Genomic DNA, 21,763 nt, shown 5'->3' with positions numbered 1-21,763 from the left:
GAAATGATACCCACGACCATAAAAAAACGCCCCCTTTGCAGGGGGCGTGACCAGAGATCAGACTGGTTATATCAAGCTGGTTTAATGGTGTTCAGCAGATTGCCAATCGAGCCTTCGACAGAAGGCCGAATGTCGTTGCGCCATAGCGCGAAGGCAACGTTGGCTTCGATAAAGCCAGCCTTGGAGCCACAGTCGAATGTCAGGCCCTGATAATCGAAGCCAAAGAATTTCTGTGCGTCGGCAAGCTTCAGCATGGCATCCGTCAGCTGGATTTCGTTGCCGGCGCCCTTTTCCTGCTTGCTCAGAAGCTCAAAGATTTCCGGCTGCAGGATATAGCGACCATTGATGTAAAGATTGGAAGGCGCCGTGCCCTTGGCAGGCTTTTCAACCATCTGCGTGATTTCGAAACCGCTGCCGATGGCTGCACCCTTGCCGACGATGCCGTATTTATGCGCCTCTTCCGGATCGCATTCCTGCACGGCAATCACATTGCCGCCGGTCTTTTCATAAAGCTCGACCATCTCCTTCAGGCAGCCCTTCTTCGACTGCATGACCATATCCGGCAGCAGAAGAGCGAAGGGCTCATCACCGACGAGCTCGCGAGCGCACCAGACCGCATGGCCAAGACCGAGTGGCACCTGCTGGCGGGTGAAGCTGGTCGTTCCCGGTTGCGGCTGGATATCCTGAAGATGCTCCAGTTCGGCCTTCTTGCCGCGCTCGGCGAGCGTGGAATAAAGCTCAACCTGCGCATCGAAATAGTCTTCGATGACCGCCTTGTTGCGTCCGGTGACGAAAATCAGATGTTCGATACCAGCTTCGCGCGCCTCATCGACCACATACTGAATGACGGGCTTGTCCACGACTGTCAGCATTTCTTTGGGGATCGACTTGGTGGCGGGCAGGAAGCGGGTGCCAAGACCTGCGACAGGGAACACGGCCTTGCGAATTTTTCGGATCGAACTCATTCCTCTCCTCGATTTCACTATTTCAGATTTACTATCAAAGCATTGAAACGACTGAATTTCAAATAAGGCCTTTTCATTAAAGAACGACGAAATTGCGTGACCCATCCCATCACATTCAATGACCCGGCCTTAATGTTGCTTGATTCAAAAATTTTTCGAAACTTCAGGCAAATTTTATTGCAGACCCGCGATGGTAAACCAATTGCTAACCGACAGGTTCTAATTTGAACATTCAACGGTTCGATCCGGAATTTTCTGCTGGCTCAAATTCAACACAGGATGGTATTAATTGATTAATGCAATCCGGAGCGGGCAGAATCCAGATCGAAGGGAAACGCGCCGGTATCGGCTAAATTTTATTGCATAAGGGAAACACAGAATGCTGCGATTTCCATTCACGGTGGGCCAGACGATGAAGCTGAAAGCAGCTGCAACGGTTGCGATAGCTGTGCTCGCCTCAACGCTGACAACCGGTTCCGCACTGGCTGATGCGAAATTTCGCCAATGGGTCGCCAACTTCCGTCCTGTCGCCATAAAGTCGGGTGTTTCACCTTCCACTTTCGACCGCGCGTTTCGCGGCGTGGATGCGCCGGACCCGGTCGTCCTGCAGAAGGCACGCTATCAGCCCGAGTTCACCGAACCAGTCTGGAACTACGTCGATAACCGCGTGAACGAACATTCCGTCTCGGTCGGCCAGAACATGGCGCGCAAATGGGGGCCGTGGCTCCAGCGCATCGAACAGCGGTTCTCGGTAGATCGCAATATCCTGCTCGCCATCTGGTCGATGGAAAGCAATTACGGCGAAATTCTCAAGCGCGATGACGTCATGCGCGATGCTGTGCGCTCACTGGCGACTCTTGCCTATGCAGACCAGCGTCGCGCCAAATATGGCCGCACACAACTGATTGCCGCAATGAAGATTCTCCAGACTGGCGACATCGACCGCGGCCATCTTTCCGGCTCATGGGCCGGTGCGCTTGGCCACACACAGTTCATCCCAACGAGCTATCAGGCTTATGCCGTCGATATGGACGGCAATGGCAAGCGTGACATCTGGAACTCGGTTCCCGACGCGCTGGGCACTGCAGCCAACCTCCTGCATCGCAATGGCTGGCAGCCGGGCCGTAGCTGGGGCTATGAAGTAGCCCTGCCAAAAGGACGCAAATTCCCTTCCGGCTCACTCTCGATTTCCGAATGGCAGAAAATTGGTCTCGTTCGCGCCAACGGACGCGCCTTCCCCGATCCTAGCGAAAAGGCAACCCTGAAAGTGCCGGATGGCCGGCAGGGACCTGCCTTCCTCATGACGAAGAACTTTTTCGTCTTGAAGCGCTATAACAACGCCGACAAATACGCACTTGCTGTCGGCCTGCTTGCTGACCGCATCGGCGGTTATCAGGGGCTTCGTCAGGACTGGAATCGCCCATTCACGCCGATTACCATGGACGAGAGGCAGGAATTGCAAACGCATCTAAAAGCACTTGGCTATTATGATGGCAATATCGATGGAAAGATCGGCTCCACTTCGCGAGCGGCCATCGAAGCTTTTCAGCAGCGCAACGGACTTCAGCCGGACGGTCATCCGAGCAAGGAAGTTCTCTCGGTCCTGCGCCGCCGCTAGACTGGCGGGTTAAATTATCGAATGGGGCGCACTTCTGATTAAGTGCGTCCCATTTTGTTTTTCCAAGCAGCCAAGCTAATATAAAGGCCATGAAGGCAAGACTGATGCGCGAAAATCGGACGGGGAGACCACTGGTGAATGCTGCTTGCGTCATGCTGGCGGTAGCAGCGTTTCTATTATCAGGCATTGCCACAGCTTCTGCACAGGAACGTCCACGCACACTTTTCGATCTCCTGTTCGGCTCGCGGCAAGCACAGCCACAGCGCCAATATCAACAGCACGCTCCACAACGCGCCCGGCCAAAGGCGAAGCGGCCCAAGACCGCCTCTCCCGCTTCACGACCGACGCCACCACCGGCGGCGACCCCGGCAGTCGAGTTCGTCGAGAAAAAACCAGATGCCAAAAAGGTTCTTGTTGTCGGTGACTTCATCGGCAACGGTCTGGCCGAAGGCCTTGATGTTGCTTTCGCGTCGGACCCCGATCTCCAGGTTGTAACCCGGATAAATGGCTCTTCCGGCTTTGTGCGTAACGATCATTTTGACTGGCCCGACAATATCGGCAAGATACTGGACGAAGAGAAGCCGGCAGCTGTCGTCGTAATGATCGGCTCCAACGACAGACAGGCAATCACCGAGAAAGGCGTGAGTCTGCCGGCCAGATCCCCGGAATGGAATGAAGAATATCAAAAGCGCGTCGCCGCCTTCATCAAGGTGATCAACGACAAGCATTTTCCGCTGGTGTGGATCGGACAACCACCTTTCCGTCCGAAAGGCATGTCACAAGACATGTTGGCGCTCAATGAAATCTATCGCACCACCACCGAGAAAGCAGGCGGCAAATTTGCCGATGTCTGGGATGGTTTTGTCGATGAGGACGGGAATTTCACCCAGACGGGTTTCGACATTAACGGTCAGACCGCTCGTCTGCGCGGCAATGACGGCATCAACATAACTTCGGCAGGTAAGCGTAAACTCGCCTTCTACGCAGAAAAGCCGCTCCGAGCCTATCTCGGCGGTGCAAAGGAAGAGGACCAACCCCTGCCTGCGGCAGGCACTCATGACCCGTCCAAGCCAGTTGATCGCGTGGCTCCAGTCAGTATTCGCGACGTTGACAAGGATGAAAGCGGCGTTTTGCTTGGTGGCAACATCGCAGCGCGTCCGCAAGCCACACGGCCAGCCCGGACTGATAGCAAACCGACACCTGGACGAGCCGACGACTTTTCCTGGCCGCAGAAGAGCACAAATCCCTAAATTATTGCCCTTCCTCAATAGGATTGAGCTATCAGCTGATTGATAGCCAGCACCTTTCTCTACCCAATATGATTCTAATTGCTACATTCTGCGCTGTTCACAGGAGCGTTCGCATCGTCTATCAGAAGGCGCTGTCTGCCTGAAAAAGGCTGTACAGGAAGGGTGCTTTTCCTCGCGCGAGCAGGAGTAATTCTCAGCGTCCGCCAGAAACAAGAGGCATTTGAATGAATATTGCATCAAAGCCTTCTGTCGATCCACATCGGGAGGAGGAACCCCATCTTGCACGCAATCTGTCTAACCGACACCTTCAACTGATCGCCATTGGCGGCGCCATCGGCACCGGCCTTTTCATGGGTTCAGGCAAGACCATTTCGCTGGCAGGCCCTTCGATCCTGCTCGTATATGCCGTGATCGGCTTCATGTTGTTCTTCGTCATGCGCGCATTGGGCGAAATCCTGCTGTCCAATCTCGAATATCGTTCCTTTGCGGATTTCGCAGGCGATTATCTCGGGCCGTGGGCGCAGTTCTTCACTGGCTGGACCTATTGGCTTTGCTGGATTGTGACCGGTGTGGCCGACGTGGTTGCCGTTTCTGGCTATGTCTCGTTCTGGTTCCCGGAACTGGCTCTATGGATACCGGCACTCGGCCTGATCTTCACGCTTCTGGCGCTCAATCTGCCGACCGTGCGCAATTTCGGTGAAATCGAATTCTGGTTCGCCCTCATCAAGATCGTCGCCATTGTCGGGCTGATCATTGCCGGCGTGTACATGCTTTCAACTGGTTTTACCCTGCCCAATGGCAGCCAGGCATCGGTCGCCCATCTGTGGAACCATGGCGGGTTCTTCCCCAATGGTTTCCTTGGCTTCGTTGCCGGTTTCCAGATCGCGGTTTTCGCCTTCGTCGGTATCGAACTGGTCGGGACCGCCGCTGCGGAAACCAAGGACCCGGAGCGCAATCTGCCCAAGGCGATCAACTCCATTCCGATCCGTGTGGTGCTGTTTTATCTCGGCGCACTGTTCGTCATCATCACCGTCATTCCCTGGGATCAGGTCGATCCGAATTCGAGCCCATTCGTCGCCATGTTCTCGCTGGCCGGTCTCGGCATCGCCGCTCATGTCGTGAATTTTGTAGTGTTGACTTCGGCAACGTCGAGTGCAAATTCCGGCATCTACTCGACCTCGCGTATGATCTACGGCCTTGCCACTTCAAAGCTCGCGCCAAAAGCGCTCGCCAAACTCAATCAGCGGCAAGTACCGGTGAACTCGCTGTTCTTCTCGTGTGTTTTCCTGCTCGCGGGCGTGGTCCTACTTTATGCCGGCCAGAGCATCATCGAAGCCTTCACCATCGTCACGACGATTTCGGCGCTGCTCTTCATCTTCATCTGGTCGGTCATTCTGGCTTCATATCTGCAATATCGTCGCAAGCGCCCGGACCTCCATGAAAAGTCTACTTTCAAGATGCCCGGCGGACGCCCAGCCGTCGTGATGGTCTTCGCTTTCTTCGCCTTCATTCTCTGGGCGCTGGCGCAAGAGCCGGACACTGCAGCCGCGCTGAAAGTCACACCGTTCTGGTTCGTGCTTCTCGCCATCGCCTATCTGGTGATGAAGTCACGACGCAGCCAAGGCTAAAAACAAAAAGCCCGCCAATCTGGCGGGCTTTTCATTTCTATATGCCTCTCTTAGCGCGGCAGAACCGAACTCCCCATCAAATCCGCATCGATTGCATGCGCTGCCTGGCGGCCCTCGCGGATCGCCCAAACGACGAGAGACTGGCCACGGCGCACATCGCCGGCGGCATAGAGCTTGTCGACATTGGTGCGGTAGTCACGCTCATTGGCCTTGACCGACTTGGAGCCGCGACGGTCGGTAACGATGTCGAGCTTTTCGCCCAGTTCCTTGACCACGCTGTCTTCTGCCGGTCCGGCAAAACCAATTGCGATAAAGGCGAGATCAGCCTTGATGAAGAACTCCGTTCCAGCAATCGGCTTGCGCTTTTCATCGACCTGGCAGCACTTCACATGAGTGAGACGGCCATCTTCGCCAATGAACTCCAGCGTTGCGACCTGAAACTCGCGGGAAGCGCCTTCCGCCTGGCTGGAAGAGGTGCGCATCTTGGTCGCCCAATAAGGCCAGACGCTGAGCTTGTCTTCCTTTTCCGGCGGCTGCGGACGAATATCGAGCTGGGTGACATTGACCGCACCCTGACGGAACGCCGTGCCCACGCAGTCCGACGCGGTATCGCCACCGCCGACCACCACGACATGCTTGCCGCCTGCCAGAATCGGAGCCGAAGTCCAGGCAACGGATTCGATATTCTCGCGACCGACGCGACGGTTCTGCTGCACCAGATAAGGCATGGCATCGTGCACGCCTTCAAAATCTGCACCCGGGATGCCAGCCGGACGCGGCATTTCCGATCCACCCGAATAAAGCACAGCATCATAGGTATCGAGGAGGCCGCGCAGCGGCTTGTCGACGCCAATATTCACCCCGCACAGGAAACGAACGCCTTCGCCTTCCATCTGGGCGACGCGGCGGTCGATGAGGTGCTTTTCCATCTTGAAGTCGGGAATGCCATAACGCAGCAAACCGCCGGGGCGGCTTTCGCGCTCGTAAACATCGACCATATGACCGGCACGAGCCAGCTGTTGTGCAGCCGCAAGGCCAGCCGGGCCAGACCCGATGATGGCGACTGACTTGCCTGTCTTGTTGGCGGCTGGCTGCGGCACGATATGGCCAAGCTCATACGCCTTGTCGCCCAATGCCTGCTCGACCGTCTTGATCGCAACCGGCGTGTCTTCGAGGTTCAGCGTGCAGGCTTCCTCGCAAGGCGCCGGGCAGACGCGACCCGTGAATTCCGGGAAGTTGTTGGTCAGGTGCAGGTTGCGGATCGCCTGATCCCAGTTGTCGTTATAGACGAGATCGTTCCAGTCAGGGATCTGATTGTGGACAGGGCAGCCCGTTGGGCCGTGGCAGAACGGAATGCCGCAATCCATACAACGTGCCGCCTGCTTCTGCACTTCGCCGTCCGTCATCGGAATAGTGAACTCGCGGAAGTGACGGATACGATCCGACGCTGGCTGGTACTTCGCTACCTGCCGGTCGATTTCAAGAAACCCAGTTACCTTACCCATTCTCTTACTCCCCTCGGCCGGCGACCAGCGCATGGTCGGCTTTGCCGGAAGTTGCCCTGTCTGCCGCATCATCTTCCAATGCGCTGGCATGCAAGGGCGTTGTTATCTCTCACGTGGCGAAGGGCACCCGACCCAAAGGCCGGGTTCCACATTTCAGGATGATGTCCTATTCAGCCGCGACACCGATCTGCATACGCTCCATCTCTTCCAAAGCGCGGCGGTATTCAACCGGCATGACCTTCACGAATTTCGGGCGATAGCTCTCCCAATTGTCGAGAATGTCCTTCGCCCGCGTCGAGCCGGTGTAGTGCAGATGATTGGCGATCAGTTGCACCAGACGTTCCTCATCATGATGGGTCATGTTGGCCGAAACGTCCACACGGCCCTTATGCATGAGGTCGCCGCCATGGTGATGCAGCTTTTCGAGGATATCGTCCTCTTCCGGAACCGGTTCCAGTTCGACCATCGCCATGTTGCAGCGCTGGGCGAAATCGCCTTCTTCGTCAAGCACATAGGCGACGCCGCCCGACATACCTGCCGCAAAGTTGCGCCCCGTCTGACCGATAACCACGACGACACCGCCGGTCATGTATTCGCAGCCGTGGTCCCCCACACCTTCGACAACCGTGACCGCGCCGGAGTTGCGGACGGCGAAACGCTCGCCAGCAACACCGCGGAAGTAGCACTCGCCTTCAAGCGCACCGTAGAGCACTGTATTGCCAACGATAATGGAGTCCTCGGCAACGATACGCGTATCTTCCGGCGGGCGGATGACGATGCGACCGCCCGAAAGGCCCTTGCCGACATAGTCGTTGCCATCGCCGATCAGTTCGAACGAGACGCCGCGCGCCAGGAACGCACCGAAAGACTGGCCAGCCGTACCGCGCAAGGTAACAGCAATGGTGTCTTCCGGCAGACCCTTATGACGGAAGCGCTTGGCAACTTCACCGGAAAGCATGGCACCGGCAGAACGATCGACATTCCTGATGTCGATGTCGATCTTGACCGGCTGGCGGTCTTCCAGCGCGGGCATAGCCTCGGCAATCAGCTTGCGATCGAGAACGTCCTCGATCGGATGATGCTGGCGCTCGGTCCAGTAGATTTCGTGCTTCTCCGCCTCAGGCTTGTAGAAGATGCGGCTGAAATCGAGACCCTTTGCTTTCCAATGGTCGATCATGGCTTGCTTTTCCAGAAATTCGGTCTCGCCGATAATCTGTTCCAGCTTGGTTAAGCCCATCTCTGCCAGCAAAGCACGTACCTCTTCCGCCAGATAGAAGAAGAAGTTGATGACGTGTTCCGGCGTCCCCTTGAAGCGCTTGCGCAGAACCGGGTCCTGTGTTGCCACGCCCACCGGGCAGGTATTCAGATGGCACTTGCGCATCATGATGCAACCAGCGGCAATCAACGGAGCCGTGGAGAAGCCGAACTCATCCGCACCGAGCAGCGCGCCAATGATGACGTCGCGACCGGTACGCAAGCCGCCATCAACTTGCAACGCCACGCGGGAGCGAAGCCCATTCAGCACCAGCGTCTGGTGGGTTTCGGCAAGGCCGATTTCCCATGGGCTTCCGGCATGCTTGAGTGAGGTAAGCGGCGAAGCGCCTGTACCGCCATCATAACCTGACACAGTGATGTGGTCGGCACGTGCCTTGGCAACACCGGCAGCAACCGTGCCAACACCCACTTCCGACACCAGCTTGACCGAAATATCGGCAGCCGGATTGACGTTCTTCAGGTCGTAGATCAGCTGTGCAAGATCTTCGATCGAGTAGATATCATGGTGCGGCGGCGGCGAAATGAGGCCGACACCCGGCGTCGAGTGACGGGTCTTGGCGATAGTCGCATCGACCTTGTGACCCGGCAACTGGCCGCCTTCGCCGGGCTTTGCACCCTGCGCAACCTTGATCTGGATCAGATCGGAGTTGACCAGATATTCCGTCGTCACGCCGAAACGGCCCGAAGCTACCTGCTTGATGGCAGAGCGTTCCGGGTTTGGCGTGCCGTCCGGCAGCGGATAGAAGCGATCCGGCTCCTCACCACCCTCGCCGGTGTTCGACTTGCCGCCAATGGCGTTCATCGCGCGAGCCAGCGTTGTGTGAGCTTCTCTGGAAATCGAGCCGAACGACATCGCACCCGTCGAGAAACGCTTGACGATTTCCGTCGCCGGTTCAACGTCATCGATGGAAACCGGTTTCAGACCGCGCTCTTCAGCGAAACGAATATTGAACAGGCCGCGAATGGTCTTCGCCTGCGCCGACTTGGAATCGAGCATGCGCGTATATTCAGTGAAGGTTTCAGGGTTGGAGGTGCGCACTGCATGCTGCAGTCTGGCAACCGCATCCGGCGACCACAGGTGAGCCTCGCCGCGCATGCGGTAGGCATATTCGCCGCCCACTTCCAGCGAGGTAAGCAGAACCGGATCATTGCCGAAAGCATCGGTGTGGCGACGCACGGTTTCTTCTGCGATCTCATCGAGACCAACGCCTTCAATGCTTGTTGCCGTGCCGAAGAAGAATTTGTCGACAAAGCCCGTCTGCAGGCCAACGGCATCGAAAATCTGCGCACCGCAATAGGACTGGTAGGTCGAGATGCCCATCTTGGACATGACCTTGAGGATACCCTTGCCGATGGACTTAATATAGCGCTTGACGACTTCATTCTCGTCCACTTCCGGCGGGAACTCGCGACGGCGATGCATGTCGAGCAGCGTGTCGAAGGCAAGGTAAGGATTGATCGCCTCGGCGCCGTAGCCGGCGAGGCAGCAGAAATGATGTATTTCGCGCGGCTCGCCCGATTCCACAACGAGGCCAACCGAAGTGCGCAGACCCTTGCGGATCAGGTGATGGTGCACGGCTGCCGTCGCCAGAAGGGCCGGGATCGGAATGCGATCCGGGCCAACCTGACGATCCGACAGGATGACTATGTTATAGCCGCCGTGAACGGCCGCTTCGGCACGGTCACAAAGGCGCTCGATTGCGCCGTGCATACCGGCCGCGCCTTCACCTGTATTGTAGGTGATGTCGAGCGTCTTGGTGTCGAAGCGGTCTTCGGTGTGACCGATGGAGCGGATCTTTTCCAGATCGCCATTGGTCAGGATCGGCTGGCGCACTTCCAGACGCTTTCGGCGTGACGTGCCGACAAGGTCGAAAATATTCGGACGCGGGCCGATGAAAGAGACAAGGCTCATCACCAGTTCTTCGCGGATCGGATCAATCGGCGGGTTGGTGACCTGCGCGAAGTTCTGCTTGAAATAGGTGAACAGCATCTTCGATTTGTCGGACATGGCCGAAATCGGCGTATCCGTACCCATCGAACCGATGGCTTCCTGACCCGTCGTGGCCATGGGTGACATCAACAGTTTGGTGTCTTCCTGCGTGTAGCCGAAGCTCTGCTGGCGGTCGAGAAGACTCACATCCTTGCGCAGCGCACGTGGTTCAACCGGGTTGAGGTCTTCCAGAATGAGCTGCGTGTTGGCGAGCCACTGCTTGTAGGGATGCTTCTGCGCAATCTGGGACTTGATTTCCTCGTCCGAAACGATGCGACCTTCTTCCATATCGATCAGCAGCATGCGGCCCGGCTGAAGGCGCCATTTCTTGACGACCTTCTTTTCCTCGACCGGCAGAACACCGGCTTCCGAAGCCAGAATGACAAAATCGTCGTCCGTCACGATATAGCGCGCCGGACGCAGGCCGTTACGGTCGAGGGTCGCGCCAATCTGACGACCGTCCGTGAAAGCGACAGCCGCAGGGCCATCCCACGGCTCCATGAGCGCCGCATGGTATTCGTAGAACGCACGGCGTTCATCCGACATCAGCTTGTTGCCAGACCATGCTTCCGGGATCAGCATCATCATCGCATGAGCAAGGCTGTAGCCACCCTGATGCAGGAATTCGAGCGCATTGTCGAAGCAGGCCGTGTCCGACTGGCCTTCGTAGGAAATCGGCCAGAGCTTGGAAATGTCATTGCCGAACAGTTCCGAGTCGACCGAAGCCTGACGCGCAGCCATCCAGTTGACATTACCGCGCAGCGTGTTGATTTCGCCGTTATGCGCTACCATACGGTATGGGTGCGCCAGACGCCAGGACGGGAAAGTGTTGGTGGAGAAGCGCTGATGCACCAGCGCCACCGCGCTTTCAAAACGCGGGTCCTTCAAATCCTGATAGTAGGCACCGACCTGATAGGCTAGGAACATGCCCTTGTAGACAACCGTGCGCGCCGACATGGACACGACATAGAAACCCTTATCGTCGCCGTCGTTTTCCTGATAGATACGGTTGGAAATGACCTTGCGCAGAACAAACAGGCGGCGTTCGAAATCGTCGTCCGTCTCCAGCATCGGATTGCGTCCGATGAAGACCTGAACGTGAAACGGTTCGGTTGCAGCAATATCCGGCGCCTTGGAAAGCGATGAATTGTCGACAGGCACTTCGCGCAGGCCGATAAAGGTCTGGCCTTCGGCAGTGATGACCTCCTTGATGATTTCTTCAATATGGGCGCGCAGTTCCGCATCGCGCGGCATGAACAGATAGCCGACGCCATAATGGCCGGGCTGCGGCAGATCGATGCCCTGGCGCGCCATTTCCTCGCGGAAGAAGCGATCCGGAATCTGCACGAGAATGCCAGCACCATCGCCCATCAGCGGATCAGCGCCCACCGCACCGCGATGGGTCAGGTTCTCGAGCATCTTGAGGCCGTTTTCCACGACCTGATGCGACTTCTTGCCCTTCATATGCGCAATAAAGCCAACGCCGCACGCATCACGCTCGTTGCGCGGATCGTAAAGTCCTTGCGCTGCGGGCAAACCCGCCGCCGTCGTTTTTCGCGTCGTTCGGTTGGGAGCGGTCGTCGCAGCTTTGACCGTTCCGTTCTGTACGTTGTGAGAAACCACATTCAATACAGATGGCGTCAAATGCGTCATCGTCATTCCCTCCGTTTGGCCCTCATCATGAGGTGCGCGATCAGTATATACCGAGATGGTGTGACAACCATCCCGCCGTTGCTTTACGTATAAAGGAAGCCTTATCGACAAGGCGTTGGACGAGGTTCCGGGCGTGCGGCAAAGCCGGTGCGAGGAACGATGTTTAGCGCCTTATTCTCATCAGGCTTGGACAGACGACACTCAGCCCACCGGAAAATGGCGCACTAGAATTCCTCCCGTCGCGGTCGGGGCGCCTGTTACCGCCAGGCTATGTGCCTGCCAGTACGGCGCCTCTTTCTGAAACTTTTCGGAGAGCGTTGCGTCACTTCCGTTTGCATCAGCGTTTAATTGGACAGCATTGCTGTCCTAATTACGTATGACAGAATTCAAATTGCCTCACAAGATGGAAACGCAATTTTTCTCATCATCTTCCGTAATAAAATATCAAAAGCCGTGATTTTACTGGATTTTAATTACGTTTAGCCGCCATTGCGTCAGTTTGGCGCGCTTTCGCTCAATCCTGAAGCGCCTAAAAAATAGGCAGTTTGATGACATTTTTCGCGCAAACCGGGCCTTAACCGCTTCTGTCAGACAGGTTATAGAAATATCGACTGTGCGACAGCCCATGCAACCCATCTGGAGGAACACGTGCATTTTGCGTCAGACAATTGGGCAGGCGCCCACCCGAAAATCGCCGAGAGCCTTTCGTTGCATGCTGCGGGTTTTGCGCCAGCCTATGGCGCGAGCGAAATCGACAAGCGCGTGGAACAACGTTTCAACGAATTGTTCGAGCGCGAAGTTGCCGTGTTCTTTGTCGGAACCGGAACAGCCGCCAACTCTTTGGCGCTCGCCAGCGTCAACCGGCCCGGCGGGGTTTCGCTGGTGCACCGTGAAGCACATGTGATCGAGGACGAGTGCGGCGCGCCTGAATATTTTACCGGTGGGGCGCGCCTCCACCCGATTGACGGCGCGCACGGTCGTATCGACCCCGAACTTCTCAAGCGCGAACTGAAGAGGTTTAACCCTGCTTTCGTTCATGCCGGACAGCCCATGGCCGTCAGTATCACGCAAGCGACCGAAGTTGGCACACTCTACCAGCCCGAACATATCGTCACCATTTCCAATATCTGCCGCGATGCTGGTCTGCCGCTGCATATGGACGGCGCACGCTTTGCCAATGCGCTTGTTTCGCTGGACATGACGCCAGCCGAAATGACCTGGAAACAGGGCGTGGACATCGTTTCCTTCGGTGGAACGAAAAATGGCTGCTGGTGCGCCGAAGCATTGGTATTCATGGACCCGGCCCGCGCCAAGGACCTACCATTCATCCGCAAGCGTGCAGCACAGCTTTTTTCCAAGACCCGCTTTGTCGCAGCGCAGTTTGATGCCTATCTGCAGGACAATCTCTGGATTGAGCTGGCAAAACATTCGAACGCACTTGCAGCGCGCCTCGCTGGCCAAATCAATGCGTCGAGCCAGATGCGCCTTGCATGGAAGCCAGAGGCCAATGAAGTCTTCGCCATCATGAAACAGTCGGTCTATGATCGCCTGCGCAATGCCGGAGCAATCTTCTACGACTGGAACCCGCCGCATTCAGAAGTGAACCGCATCAGCGACGGCGAAATTTTCACCCGCTTTGTGACGAGTTTTGCCAATACGGAAGAGGATGTGGATCAGTTCGCCGAGTTGATCATCTGACACTTTTAATGACTATGAGAACGAAAAAGGCGGCGCTTGAAACGCCGCCTCTCTTGTTCATTCTCAACCGAGCTTAATGCGCGGTTTTTGCCTCGATCTGCTGAGCGCTGTCGGAGCCAGCCTTGGCAACTTCGATCTTGCGCGGTTTCATCTGTTCAGGAATCTCGCGCTTGAGATCAATGTGCAGGAGACCGTTCTTGAGGCTCGCACCGGCGACTTCAACGAAGTCGGCAAGCTGGAAACGGCGCTCGAAAGCACGTGAGGCGATACCACGATAGAGAACTTCACCGATATCGGAAGCATTTTCGTCCGCCTTCTGACCCTTGATCGTCAGCAGGTTGCGATGCGCTTCGATTTCGAGTTCACTTTCGGAAAAGCCCGCGACCGCCATGGTGATGCGATAGGTGTTCTCACCCGTGCGCTCGATATTATACGGCGGATAGGACTGGTTACCTTCCGGCGAAGCGAGCGTGTCAAGCATGGAGAAGAGCCGATCGAAACCGACCGTGGAACGATAGAGCGGAGAAAAATCTACGTGACGCATGTATTAGCCCTCCTTTAGAGCGACATGATGCTTGTTTCAGCATGGTCTGTTCCGAAGAGCGCTGAGCGCATTCGGGACCATACACGGCGGCGAAACTCCCTTATGGCGAATTCCTTGATGCCGGCGACCCCTTCAAGGCGACCGCAAAACTCATTTGGGAATGGTTCTTTTTCATTTCAAGGCCGCTTGCCCGCGAAGATTGCGAAACACGGGCTGTCACGCGGCGTAATAACTCCTGATCAATAGGGGCCTACATTTTGGGGGATTCGCCGCACAATGAACCCAAAATGAACATCATCTTTGGCGAGCGTTCAGCTGCTTGGGGCTAATGTCCCACTATGCCTGCTGCAAAGCGGGTTCACTAAAGGATCACGGTTATGAGAAAAGCTGTTCTCGCTTTCGCCGCACTTGCTACCGTCGCGACAGGGATTGCGACACCCACCCTTGGAGCCGATAGCGGCCTGCGCGTTCAGATTCAATATTACGATGATGACGGCTATCGTCCGCCGCGTTCATATCCGGGTCCACGCCCTGATTGGGATGGTGGCCAGGATCGCCGCCCGCGCTGGGGCGACGATTATGGTCGTCGCGACATCATGGGACCGCGCCGTATCGCACGCTCGCTGGAACGCCGCGGCTATGATGTCGGTGACATGCGCCTTAACCGCGACACCTATTTCGTGCGCGCCACAAGGCCGAACGGTCGCCGCGTCATCGTCATGGTCGATGCTTATTCGGGCCGCATTGTCGGCGAGCGCCGCCCAGGCGGGTACTAAGCTCTACCCTCTTCAAGTTTCTCTATAGACCAGCTGGTGTAACGTCCCTTGCACCGGTTGTTCTTTGAGCCGGAAGTTCGTTCTCGAACTTCCGGTTACTTTTTATCATCAATTGCCCCATTATGCTGGAGCCCCATATCACGATCTGAAACAGAAAGGTTCGCAATTGGATGTCGGAACTACTTTTCGAAACCGACGCAAATCCGATTCCGCACGGGATTAAGGCCGGACTGCTCGAAGCGAAGAGCGGCAAGACCCTGCGCTATGCCATTCTGAAAGCCGAAACAAGGCCGATACGAGGAACGGTGGTCCTGCTTCAGGGGCGCAATGAATTCATCGAAAAATATTTCGAAACCATGACCGATCTGAGCGCACGCGGCTTCACGGTCGTAACTTTCGACTGGCGCGGGCAAGGCGGCTCGCACCGGTTGCTGAAGGACCGCCAGCGCGGCTATGTCCGCAGTTTCGACGATTATTCGGACGATCTCGACCTTATCCTTGACCAGATCGCTTTGCCCGACTGTCGTCCGCCCTTCTACATTCTCGGCCATTCCGCCGGTGCACTTGTGGCGCTTTCATCGATGGACAGGCTGACATCGCGCATCAGCCGTATGGTGCTGTGCGCGCCCTTCATGGGGCTCGATGGACAGAAACTTAGCGACGATAATGTACGTCGTATCGCCGCCGCTTTTCGATGGCTCGGCCTCAGCCGGGTTTATGCCTCCGGCGGACGCAGGCTGGCTTCGCGTCCTTTTGCAGGCAATCCGCTGACCAGCGATCCGGCACGCTTCATGCGTAATATGGAAATTCCACGGCTTCACCCGGATCTTGCACTTGGCGGTCCGACCGCCCGGTGGCTCTGGAGCGCCCTCGAGACCTCGCGACGCATAAATCAACCGGATTTCTACAGCGGATCAACGGTACCGGTTCTCATCATTGCCGCTGGCGCCGACCGCGTGGTTTCCACGTCGGTGATCGAGCGTTTTGTCGCCCGCACGCGCAATGTCTCGCTGACGACAATTACCGGCGCACGTCATGAGATGCTTCAGGAAGCTGACTTTTATCGTGAGCAGCTCTGGGCCGCCTTCGATGCCTTCATTCCAGGCTCGTCCGAGGTCGAAACCATGCCGGAGACCATTGAACCGATGGCCTCCGGTATTTAGCTAGCTATTCAGCAGATCAAGCGCTGCCCTGTGCAGTTCAGGAGAAGCGGCGGCGACAACATCGCCGCCCTTTTCCGCCGGGCCGCCATCGCGTTGCGTCACCACACCGCCAGCCTGCTCAATCAGCGGAATAAGCGCGACGATGTCATAAGGCTGCAGACCTGCTTCAACTACAATGTCGGCAAAGCCGCTTGCCAGCATCGCGAACGCATAGCAATCGACTCCATAGCGGGACAACCGAACAGCGCTTTCCAGCCGATCAAATCCCTTGCGGCTTTCACCCTTGAAAAGAGCGGGCGTCGTCGTGAACATCGTGGCATCGGCCAAGGTTGCATTCTTGCGCACCGACAAACGGCGAGGCGCGTCTTCGCCGCCATTACGCATGAGATAAGCGCCATTGCCGTCGCTGTAGAACAACTCGCCGGTGAAGGGTTGCGACATCATTCCCGCTTTGGCATCGCCGTCGACTGTCAGCCCCAAAAGCGTGCCCCAAACCGGCAGGCCGGAAATGAAAGCACGGGTTCCATCGATGGGATCGATGACCCAGACATGGCTGCGGTCAATATTCTCCGGCCCGTATTCTTCCCCAAGAATACCATGGTCGGGAAAAACGCTGCCAATAACCGCACGAATCGCACGCTCTGCCGCCCGGTCCGCTTCGGTCACCGGATCGAAACCGACACTATATTTGTTGTCTATTTCCGTCAGCTGACGAAAACGTGGAAGCGTCTGAGCAGATGCAGCTGCAGCCACTTCGGAAAAAAATGCCTTATCGATCAGCAACCCCGAACTCCTGTTTCCAAGACATGGCGCATACTTATGCAAACCATGCTAATTTTGCCTACATAACGAGCACACTAGAATAAGCCCAAAAAATGTGCGCATTTTCTTGACGTTACCGCTATTCGGACGTAACTTAAATCCCAGACAGGTTTTCCTGTCGATGCCTTTCGGGGCATTTCCTCCCTAGTCTTTGACCGCGCTCGTATCGTTCGGGCGCGGTTCTTTTTATTTGCGAGAAGCGCTCGACGGAACGAATTATTCTGCTGCCAGAGGCGGCGTAATAAAGAGATCGTCCGGTAAGGATGTCAGGTCGCTCAGAAAACCATGCAGATCAGCACAGAGCGTTTCGAAACCGGCAAGCTTGTGCAGGCTCTGCTCATTCACATAAAGACTGCGATTGATCTCGATCTGGAGAGCGTGGCAAGCCATGGCGGGTCGCCCGTAATGCTCCGTGATAAACCCGCCCGCATAGGGCTTGTTGTGCGCAACAGTATAGCCCAGATCCTGTAGCAGATCGATGGCAGCCTGCGTCAGCCTTTCGCTGCATGACCGACCGAAACGATCACCAACGATAAAATCCGGACGCGATCCAACTTCACCGGGCCGCGAACCACCAGGCATCGAATGACAATCTATCAGTACCGCATAACCAAAACGCTGACGGGTGGACTGAAGCAATGTATCAAGCGTCTGATGGTAGGGCTTGTAGAGGTCTTCTATACGGTAAAATGCTTCGGCGAGCGGAATGCGCCCCGGATAGATCAACTGCCCCTCACCGACCAGACGCGGCACCGTACCAAGCCCGCCGGCAACGCGCGCCGACTGGCTGTTGACGAAAGGCGGCAATGGCTCAGCAAACATGCGCGGGTCAAGTTCGTAGGCCTCACGGTTCACATCGAGGAAAGCGCGCGGGAAATGGGCCTTGAGTAAGGGCGCCCCGAGCCGCATGGCGGAAGCAAAAAGCTCATCGACATAGCAGTCTTCCGAATGACGTATGCTCAAGGCGTCGAGACGCGACGCTTCGACGAAAGAATGCGGGTAATAGCGTCCGCTATGCGGTGAATTAAAGACGAACGGAATACGCTGTTCCGCCGGAGCGCAGATCTCGAAGGGCGGTATCAGACTAAAATCGCGCTCCAAACTCATTCTTCACCCGTTTTCGGCCTGATCATTCAGGCCATTCGACGACGATCCACGTCAGTATTGCAATAAATTACGTCAGACGGCCCATGCGTGCAAATGGCTGGAAGCCGAATCTTCCGGCCTTCGCATGGCATGCATATGCGACAATCCTGTCACACTAAACAGCTTGTTGCCAAATACGCGCCATAACAATTAACATTCACGCGAGTATTCATTTCATATTTACCAAAGAAGCGTTTTCTACGGTGGATATCGAGTCGTAAGGATCAGCTTTCGGGCGATGAACACGACACAGAATTCGGACGGAACAATGAAGAGAATCCTTCTAGCTGAAGATGACAATGATATGCGCCGTTTCCTCGTCAAGGCGTTGGAAAAAGCCGGCTATCACGTAACGCACTTCGACAATGGAGCGAGCGCTTATGAAAGATTGCAGGAAGAACCTTTCTCCCTTCTGCTGACCGATATTGTCATGCCGGAAATGGACGGCATCGAACTGGCGCGCCGCGCGACAGAAATCGATCCGGACCTGAAGATCATGTTCATTACCGGCTTCGCCGCTGTTGCACTCAACCCCGATTCGGACGCACCGCGCGACGCAAAGGTACTTTCCAAACCATTCCACCTGCGTGATCTGGTAAACGAAATCGAAAAAATGTTGATCGCCGCATGAGGCGATCCCGCAGATTTGCGGCCCTTTGTTTTATCATCAACAAAAAGACGAAAAAACTTCATAAAAGGGCATTGACGGGCGCAACGTGATATGGTGTATGCGCCACATCGAATGGGCGTGTAGCTCAGCGGGAGAGCACTACGTTGACATCGTAGGGGTCACAGGTTCAATCCCTGTCACGCCCACCATTCGATCTCCTTGAAATTGTTAAGATAATTTGCACAAACTAATCGTTTGCTCCAAGAATGAGTTTAGCTTAGCAACAGGCTAGCAGCTTCAAAATCATGATGGCTTTTTTGTACTTACATAGGCAAACGTCGACTCCTTAGCACTGCTGATTTTCCTTGGCCGTCCTTCTAACGATCGGCATTCAATCGCAACATTCATACGAGATTATCGGGTTTTAACTAACAAGAACTCAGAAGCGGTCGTCACTGACGCGTTGATCGAGCCATCTCATTGCCGGTCGAGATGCTCGCAATCAGCGTTCGGCACTTCTCTTGAAATGCGACATCACATTTGATGAGCGTAATACTGATGCCACGCCCGGTTCTGAGCCGTTCATTGGAACCATTTGGACGGGCCTTTCGTTTTTCCTGTTTCTCTGCCTTTCATGCTGATGTCTACAGAGAATGGATTGGGTCCATTTCGACCCGAAAGAGCGACAATGAGAAATCTTGAGAAAGCTCGCGCCCAAATGGTGGAGCAGCTTATCCATCACGGTATCCACGACACGCGCGTGCTGGAAGCGATGGGCACGGTGGCTCGTGAGAAATTCATTGATGAAGGCTTTATCGAGTTTGCCTATGAAGACACACCTCTACCAATCAAAAATTGCCAGACGATCTCACAACCATATATGACCGCCTTCATGATTGCATCGGCGCAGCTAGATGGGGCTGAACGCGTCCTCGAAATTGGAACAGGCTCCGGCTACGCCGCGGCGATCATGGCACAGATAGCCGGTCAGATATTCACCGTCGAACGGTATTCCTCCCTTGCCGAAGCCGCGCGACAACGCTTCGAAGACCTTCGCTGCGATAATATCCATGTGCGTACGGGCGACGGCAGCAATGGTTGGCCAGAAGAAGCTCCTTTCGATGCGATCATTGTTGCAGCAGGCGCTCCGGACATCCCCTCACCCCTCAAGGAGCAACTCAAACCAGGCGGGCGGCTCATCATACCGGTCGGCAGTATGGCGGGTGCCCAGCGCCTTCTGTGCATCACTCGTAAATCTACGGAGGAATTCGACGAGGAAGATCTCGGCGGCGTGATGTTCGTACCGCTTGTGGGAGACAGGGCTTGGCCCGACATGAACTGATATGATTTGGGCCGCGAAGAACGGGAGAAGACCATGATCGAAAACGGATACAAACTTCACAAAAATGGCGATGGCACCTGGTCGGTGATTGACGCCTTCAAGGGCAATCCGATCACGTTCGAAGGCAAGCTGCAAATCGCATTGAACGAAGAAGAGGCAAAGCGGGTTCTCGAGCATCTCAACCGTCAGAATCTTGAACGCCACCCCGAAGACGGCAGTGGACGCTTGCCGTGACTTCTAAGCGCGCCCCAAAACATGAAGTGATCAAATGGGGCAATCTTAAACAGTCAGGAAGCATATCGTTGATGCTTGCGAAAGGAGAATGAGATGCCGCTCTTCAACGAAGCAAGCCGCATTTATAAGCCAGAAGAAGTGAACTTTATGCGCAGCTGCTTTTCCAACGCCGCGATCATTCTTGAAGAAAGCGACAGGGAATATGCTGCGACCGACCTTTCTTCTGCAATCGTTATGCTTTACCAAAACGGGCTGAGGGATTTGAACTACATTGCGGAATTGGCGTCGGGACTTGCCCACAAGAGATATATGGAGCGTCACCCTGATGCGCCCGTCGCAGCGAATGTGAACGTTCTGCCCGGCTCGAAGGGCCCTTCCTGAATTCCCAGCCCAACTAGAGTTCGCCTATCGACACGGGTTAGTTGCAATCACGAATTCTGCTCGGCGTCTATAAACTTGTTAAAGCGGCTATCGCCCATTTCTTCGTAGAGGAAAGCGAGCTTTCGATCGTCAAAGATGGTGAAGAAATCATCCCAATTGATTTCCTCCAGATTGTGGTCTTTTTCTGCGAAATCGATACGCAATATGCCGCCTTCGCTGCCGGTTTCCACCATTGCGGGCCGCCCGTTTCGGTCTTCCGCCCACCGGCGGATCTTGTCGTGGTCACGTGTGATCTGAGCCATGGTTCTACCCTTCCGCTTTAAATTTCTTCGCTTCTTCAAGCAATTTTTTCCGATCCCTTCCAAACCGCTCGATCAACTGGCTAGCTTGCAGCGGAGAAATATCCGAGTTCTCGGCCAGGAACTTGATGTCTTCATCATCCGTCAGCGGGGTGGTTGATTTCTCGTTCATGATTGATCCTCATTTCTGGTGAGCGGGCGCCTGCACCGGCTGGTCGCCGCCCGTGCCGGTCTCTGGTCGGTCATTTTCTACCGGCGGCTTGGTCTTCTGGTCGGCGGAACCTATGGCGGGAGGTGTCTGGATGTCTTGCTTTTGCGTTACCGATCCACCACCGGTCAGGCTCCACCCGAGAAGGAGAAGGAGCAGAACTGCCACTATGACTAATACGAAGCGCGGAAAATATCGGAGCGCTCGCGGCGAAGCCTGTCTCTCCCCTCGTTCACGTTCTGATCGCTTGTTCATGACCACATCCATGAGACTATAAAATATCCGATGACAACCACGGCAATGATGAACCACCAGACCATGTAGGCTGGACCTTCACGCATCTGCGTAGTTTTTCTTGCGGATCGCGCATTCTCTTTCGGTGGCCATGCGCGCAGGCCGGACGCATGACTGGAAGCATTGCTGTCATCGGGTTTTACCGGAGCCGCTAACGGCCGTGTCCCGTGATCTTCAGCCGGTTGAGCGCTGCCGCCAGCCTCTGCATCTGTTTCCATTGGCGCTACCGCAGGATCAAAGCCGGGAACCTTGTCGCCGGTTTCACCCCGTTGGATCGCGCCTCTTGCGCGAGCGCCAGAGCTTTTATCCGGTGGAACTGTTTTCATCATTATGGGCCTCTAAGCTCCAACCATGAGGAAAAC

General features: G+C 55.7%; 20 protein-coding genes and 1 tRNA gene. 12 read left to right on the top strand and 9 right to left on the bottom strand.

Annotation, left to right across the window (positions count from 1 at the left end; all coding sequences use genetic code 11):
• Nucleotides 1-71: 71 nt before the first annotated feature.
• A complete protein-coding gene (galU, locus tag AAE521_RS08510; RefSeq protein WP_206044270.1) occupies nucleotides 72-965 on the bottom strand; it encodes a UTP--glucose-1-phosphate uridylyltransferase GalU in 894 nt (297 codons plus the stop codon).
• Between the two features lie 379 nt (nucleotides 966-1,344).
• Between galU and AAE521_RS08505 the strand changes: the two genes are divergently transcribed.
• From AAE521_RS08505 to cycA, 3 genes are all read left to right on the top strand, one after another.
• Nucleotides 1,345-2,583, top strand: coding sequence for a lytic murein transglycosylase (locus AAE521_RS08505; protein ID WP_071630632.1), 1,239 nt, complete (start codon nucleotides 1,345-1,347; stop codon nucleotides 2,581-2,583).
• Nucleotides 2,584-2,687: 104 nt separating this feature from the next.
• A complete protein-coding gene (locus AAE521_RS08500; RefSeq protein ID WP_342061057.1) occupies nucleotides 2,688-3,833 on the top strand; it encodes an SGNH/GDSL hydrolase family protein in 1,146 nt (381 codons plus the stop codon).
• Between the two features lie 224 nt (nucleotides 3,834-4,057).
• Entirely contained in the window at nucleotides 4,058-5,461 is a 1,404-nt protein-coding gene (gene cycA, locus AAE521_RS08495) for a D-serine/D-alanine/glycine transporter (protein WP_342061056.1), read from the top strand.
• A 50-nt stretch (nucleotides 5,462-5,511) separates the two neighbouring features.
• Here cycA and AAE521_RS08490 read toward each other — a convergent pair whose 3' ends face one another.
• Nucleotides 5,512-6,966 carry a glutamate synthase subunit beta gene (locus AAE521_RS08490; RefSeq protein WP_342061055.1) on the bottom strand — a complete coding sequence of 485 codons (1,455 nt, stop codon included), beginning with the start codon at nucleotides 6,964-6,966 and terminating at the stop codon, nucleotides 5,512-5,514.
• Nucleotides 6,967-7,132: 166 nt separating this feature from the next.
• Nucleotides 7,133-11,884, bottom strand: coding sequence for a glutamate synthase large subunit (gltB, locus tag AAE521_RS08485; RefSeq protein ID WP_342061054.1), 4,752 nt, complete (start codon nucleotides 11,882-11,884; stop codon nucleotides 7,133-7,135).
• Between the two features lie 648 nt (nucleotides 11,885-12,532).
• Between gltB and AAE521_RS08480 the strand changes: the two genes are divergently transcribed.
• Nucleotides 12,533-13,582 (top strand): threonine aldolase family protein, encoded by a 1,050-nt coding sequence (locus tag AAE521_RS08480; protein WP_342061053.1) that lies wholly within the window; start codon nucleotides 12,533-12,535, stop codon nucleotides 13,580-13,582.
• Between the two features lie 73 nt (nucleotides 13,583-13,655).
• Here the strand turns inward: AAE521_RS08480 and AAE521_RS08475 are convergent, their stop codons facing one another.
• Nucleotides 13,656-14,126: an Hsp20 family protein gene (locus tag AAE521_RS08475; RefSeq protein WP_010660660.1), complete on the bottom strand. Its 471-nt coding sequence runs from the start codon at nucleotides 14,124-14,126 to the stop codon at nucleotides 13,656-13,658.
• A gap of 377 nt (nucleotides 14,127-14,503) precedes the next feature.
• On the opposite strand from AAE521_RS08475, the gene AAE521_RS08470 reads away from it, so the two are divergent.
• Both AAE521_RS08470 and AAE521_RS08465 read left to right on the top strand, forming a co-directional pair.
• Nucleotides 14,504-14,902: an antifreeze protein gene (locus AAE521_RS08470; protein ID WP_342061052.1), complete on the top strand. Its 399-nt coding sequence runs from the start codon at nucleotides 14,504-14,506 to the stop codon at nucleotides 14,900-14,902.
• A gap of 170 nt (nucleotides 14,903-15,072) precedes the next feature.
• Nucleotides 15,073-16,065 (top strand): alpha/beta fold hydrolase, encoded by a 993-nt coding sequence (locus AAE521_RS08465; protein ID WP_071630639.1) that lies wholly within the window; start codon nucleotides 15,073-15,075, stop codon nucleotides 16,063-16,065.
• On the opposite strand, the gene hisN is transcribed toward AAE521_RS08465, so the two are convergent.
• Nucleotides 16,066-16,848: a histidinol-phosphatase gene (gene hisN, locus AAE521_RS08460; RefSeq protein ID WP_342061051.1), complete on the bottom strand. Its 783-nt coding sequence runs from the start codon at nucleotides 16,846-16,848 to the stop codon at nucleotides 16,066-16,068. It abuts the gene before it with no gap.
• 255 nt (nucleotides 16,849-17,103) lie between these two features.
• Nucleotides 17,104-17,994, bottom strand: a complete 891-nt coding sequence (locus AAE521_RS08455; protein WP_071630641.1) for an N-formylglutamate amidohydrolase — start codon at nucleotides 17,992-17,994, stop codon at nucleotides 17,104-17,106.
• Between the two features lie 307 nt (nucleotides 17,995-18,301).
• Between AAE521_RS08455 and cpdR the strand changes: the two genes are divergently transcribed.
• The 5 genes from cpdR to AAE521_RS08430 all read left to right on the top strand — a co-directional run bounded on the left by cpdR (nucleotide 18,302) and on the right by AAE521_RS08430 (nucleotide 20,600).
• Nucleotides 18,302-18,664: a cell cycle two-component system response regulator CpdR gene (cpdR, locus tag AAE521_RS08450; protein WP_002966536.1), complete on the top strand. Its 363-nt coding sequence runs from the start codon at nucleotides 18,302-18,304 to the stop codon at nucleotides 18,662-18,664.
• Between the two features lie 113 nt (nucleotides 18,665-18,777).
• Nucleotides 18,778-18,852, top strand: a tRNA-Val gene (locus AAE521_RS08445).
• 479 nt (nucleotides 18,853-19,331) lie between these two features.
• Nucleotides 19,332-19,985 carry a protein-L-isoaspartate(D-aspartate) O-methyltransferase gene (locus AAE521_RS08440; protein ID WP_071630642.1) on the top strand — a complete coding sequence of 218 codons (654 nt, stop codon included), beginning with the start codon at nucleotides 19,332-19,334 and terminating at the stop codon, nucleotides 19,983-19,985.
• Between the two features lie 33 nt (nucleotides 19,986-20,018).
• Nucleotides 20,019-20,219: a hypothetical protein gene (locus AAE521_RS08435; RefSeq protein WP_021585811.1), complete on the top strand. Its 201-nt coding sequence runs from the start codon at nucleotides 20,019-20,021 to the stop codon at nucleotides 20,217-20,219.
• A 93-nt stretch (nucleotides 20,220-20,312) separates the two neighbouring features.
• A complete protein-coding gene (locus tag AAE521_RS08430) occupies nucleotides 20,313-20,600 on the top strand; it encodes a hypothetical protein (protein WP_071630643.1) in 288 nt (95 codons plus the stop codon).
• A gap of 47 nt (nucleotides 20,601-20,647) precedes the next feature.
• Here AAE521_RS08430 and AAE521_RS08425 read toward each other — a convergent pair whose 3' ends face one another.
• Together AAE521_RS08425 and AAE521_RS08420 are read right to left on the bottom strand one after the other, a co-directional pair.
• The gene (locus AAE521_RS08425; protein ID WP_071630644.1) at nucleotides 20,648-20,902 is read right to left on the bottom strand and encodes a hypothetical protein; all 255 of its coding nucleotides are present in this window, start codon (nucleotides 20,900-20,902) and stop codon (nucleotides 20,648-20,650) included.
• A 4-nt stretch (nucleotides 20,903-20,906) separates the two neighbouring features.
• Nucleotides 20,907-21,071 (bottom strand): hypothetical protein, encoded by a 165-nt coding sequence (locus AAE521_RS08420; RefSeq protein ID WP_167375507.1) that lies wholly within the window; start codon nucleotides 21,069-21,071, stop codon nucleotides 20,907-20,909.
• An 18-nt stretch (nucleotides 21,072-21,089) separates the two neighbouring features.
• Between AAE521_RS08420 and AAE521_RS08415 the strand changes: the two genes are divergently transcribed.
• Entirely contained in the window at nucleotides 21,090-21,284 is a 195-nt protein-coding gene (locus tag AAE521_RS08415; RefSeq protein WP_342061050.1) for a hypothetical protein, read from the top strand.
• A gap of 74 nt (nucleotides 21,285-21,358) precedes the next feature.
• Here AAE521_RS08415 and AAE521_RS08410 read toward each other — a convergent pair whose 3' ends face one another.
• Nucleotides 21,359-21,730, bottom strand: a complete 372-nt coding sequence (locus AAE521_RS08410; RefSeq protein WP_071630645.1) for a hypothetical protein — start codon at nucleotides 21,728-21,730, stop codon at nucleotides 21,359-21,361.
• Nucleotides 21,731-21,763 lie beyond the last annotated feature (33 nt).

The organism is Brucella cytisi, assembly GCF_038433355.1.
GTDB lineage: Bacteria > Pseudomonadota > Alphaproteobacteria > Rhizobiales > Rhizobiaceae > Brucella > Brucella cytisi.
The sequence above is the reverse complement of the archived record's forward strand: the minus strand, read 5'-3'. Positions and strand labels throughout refer to the sequence as shown.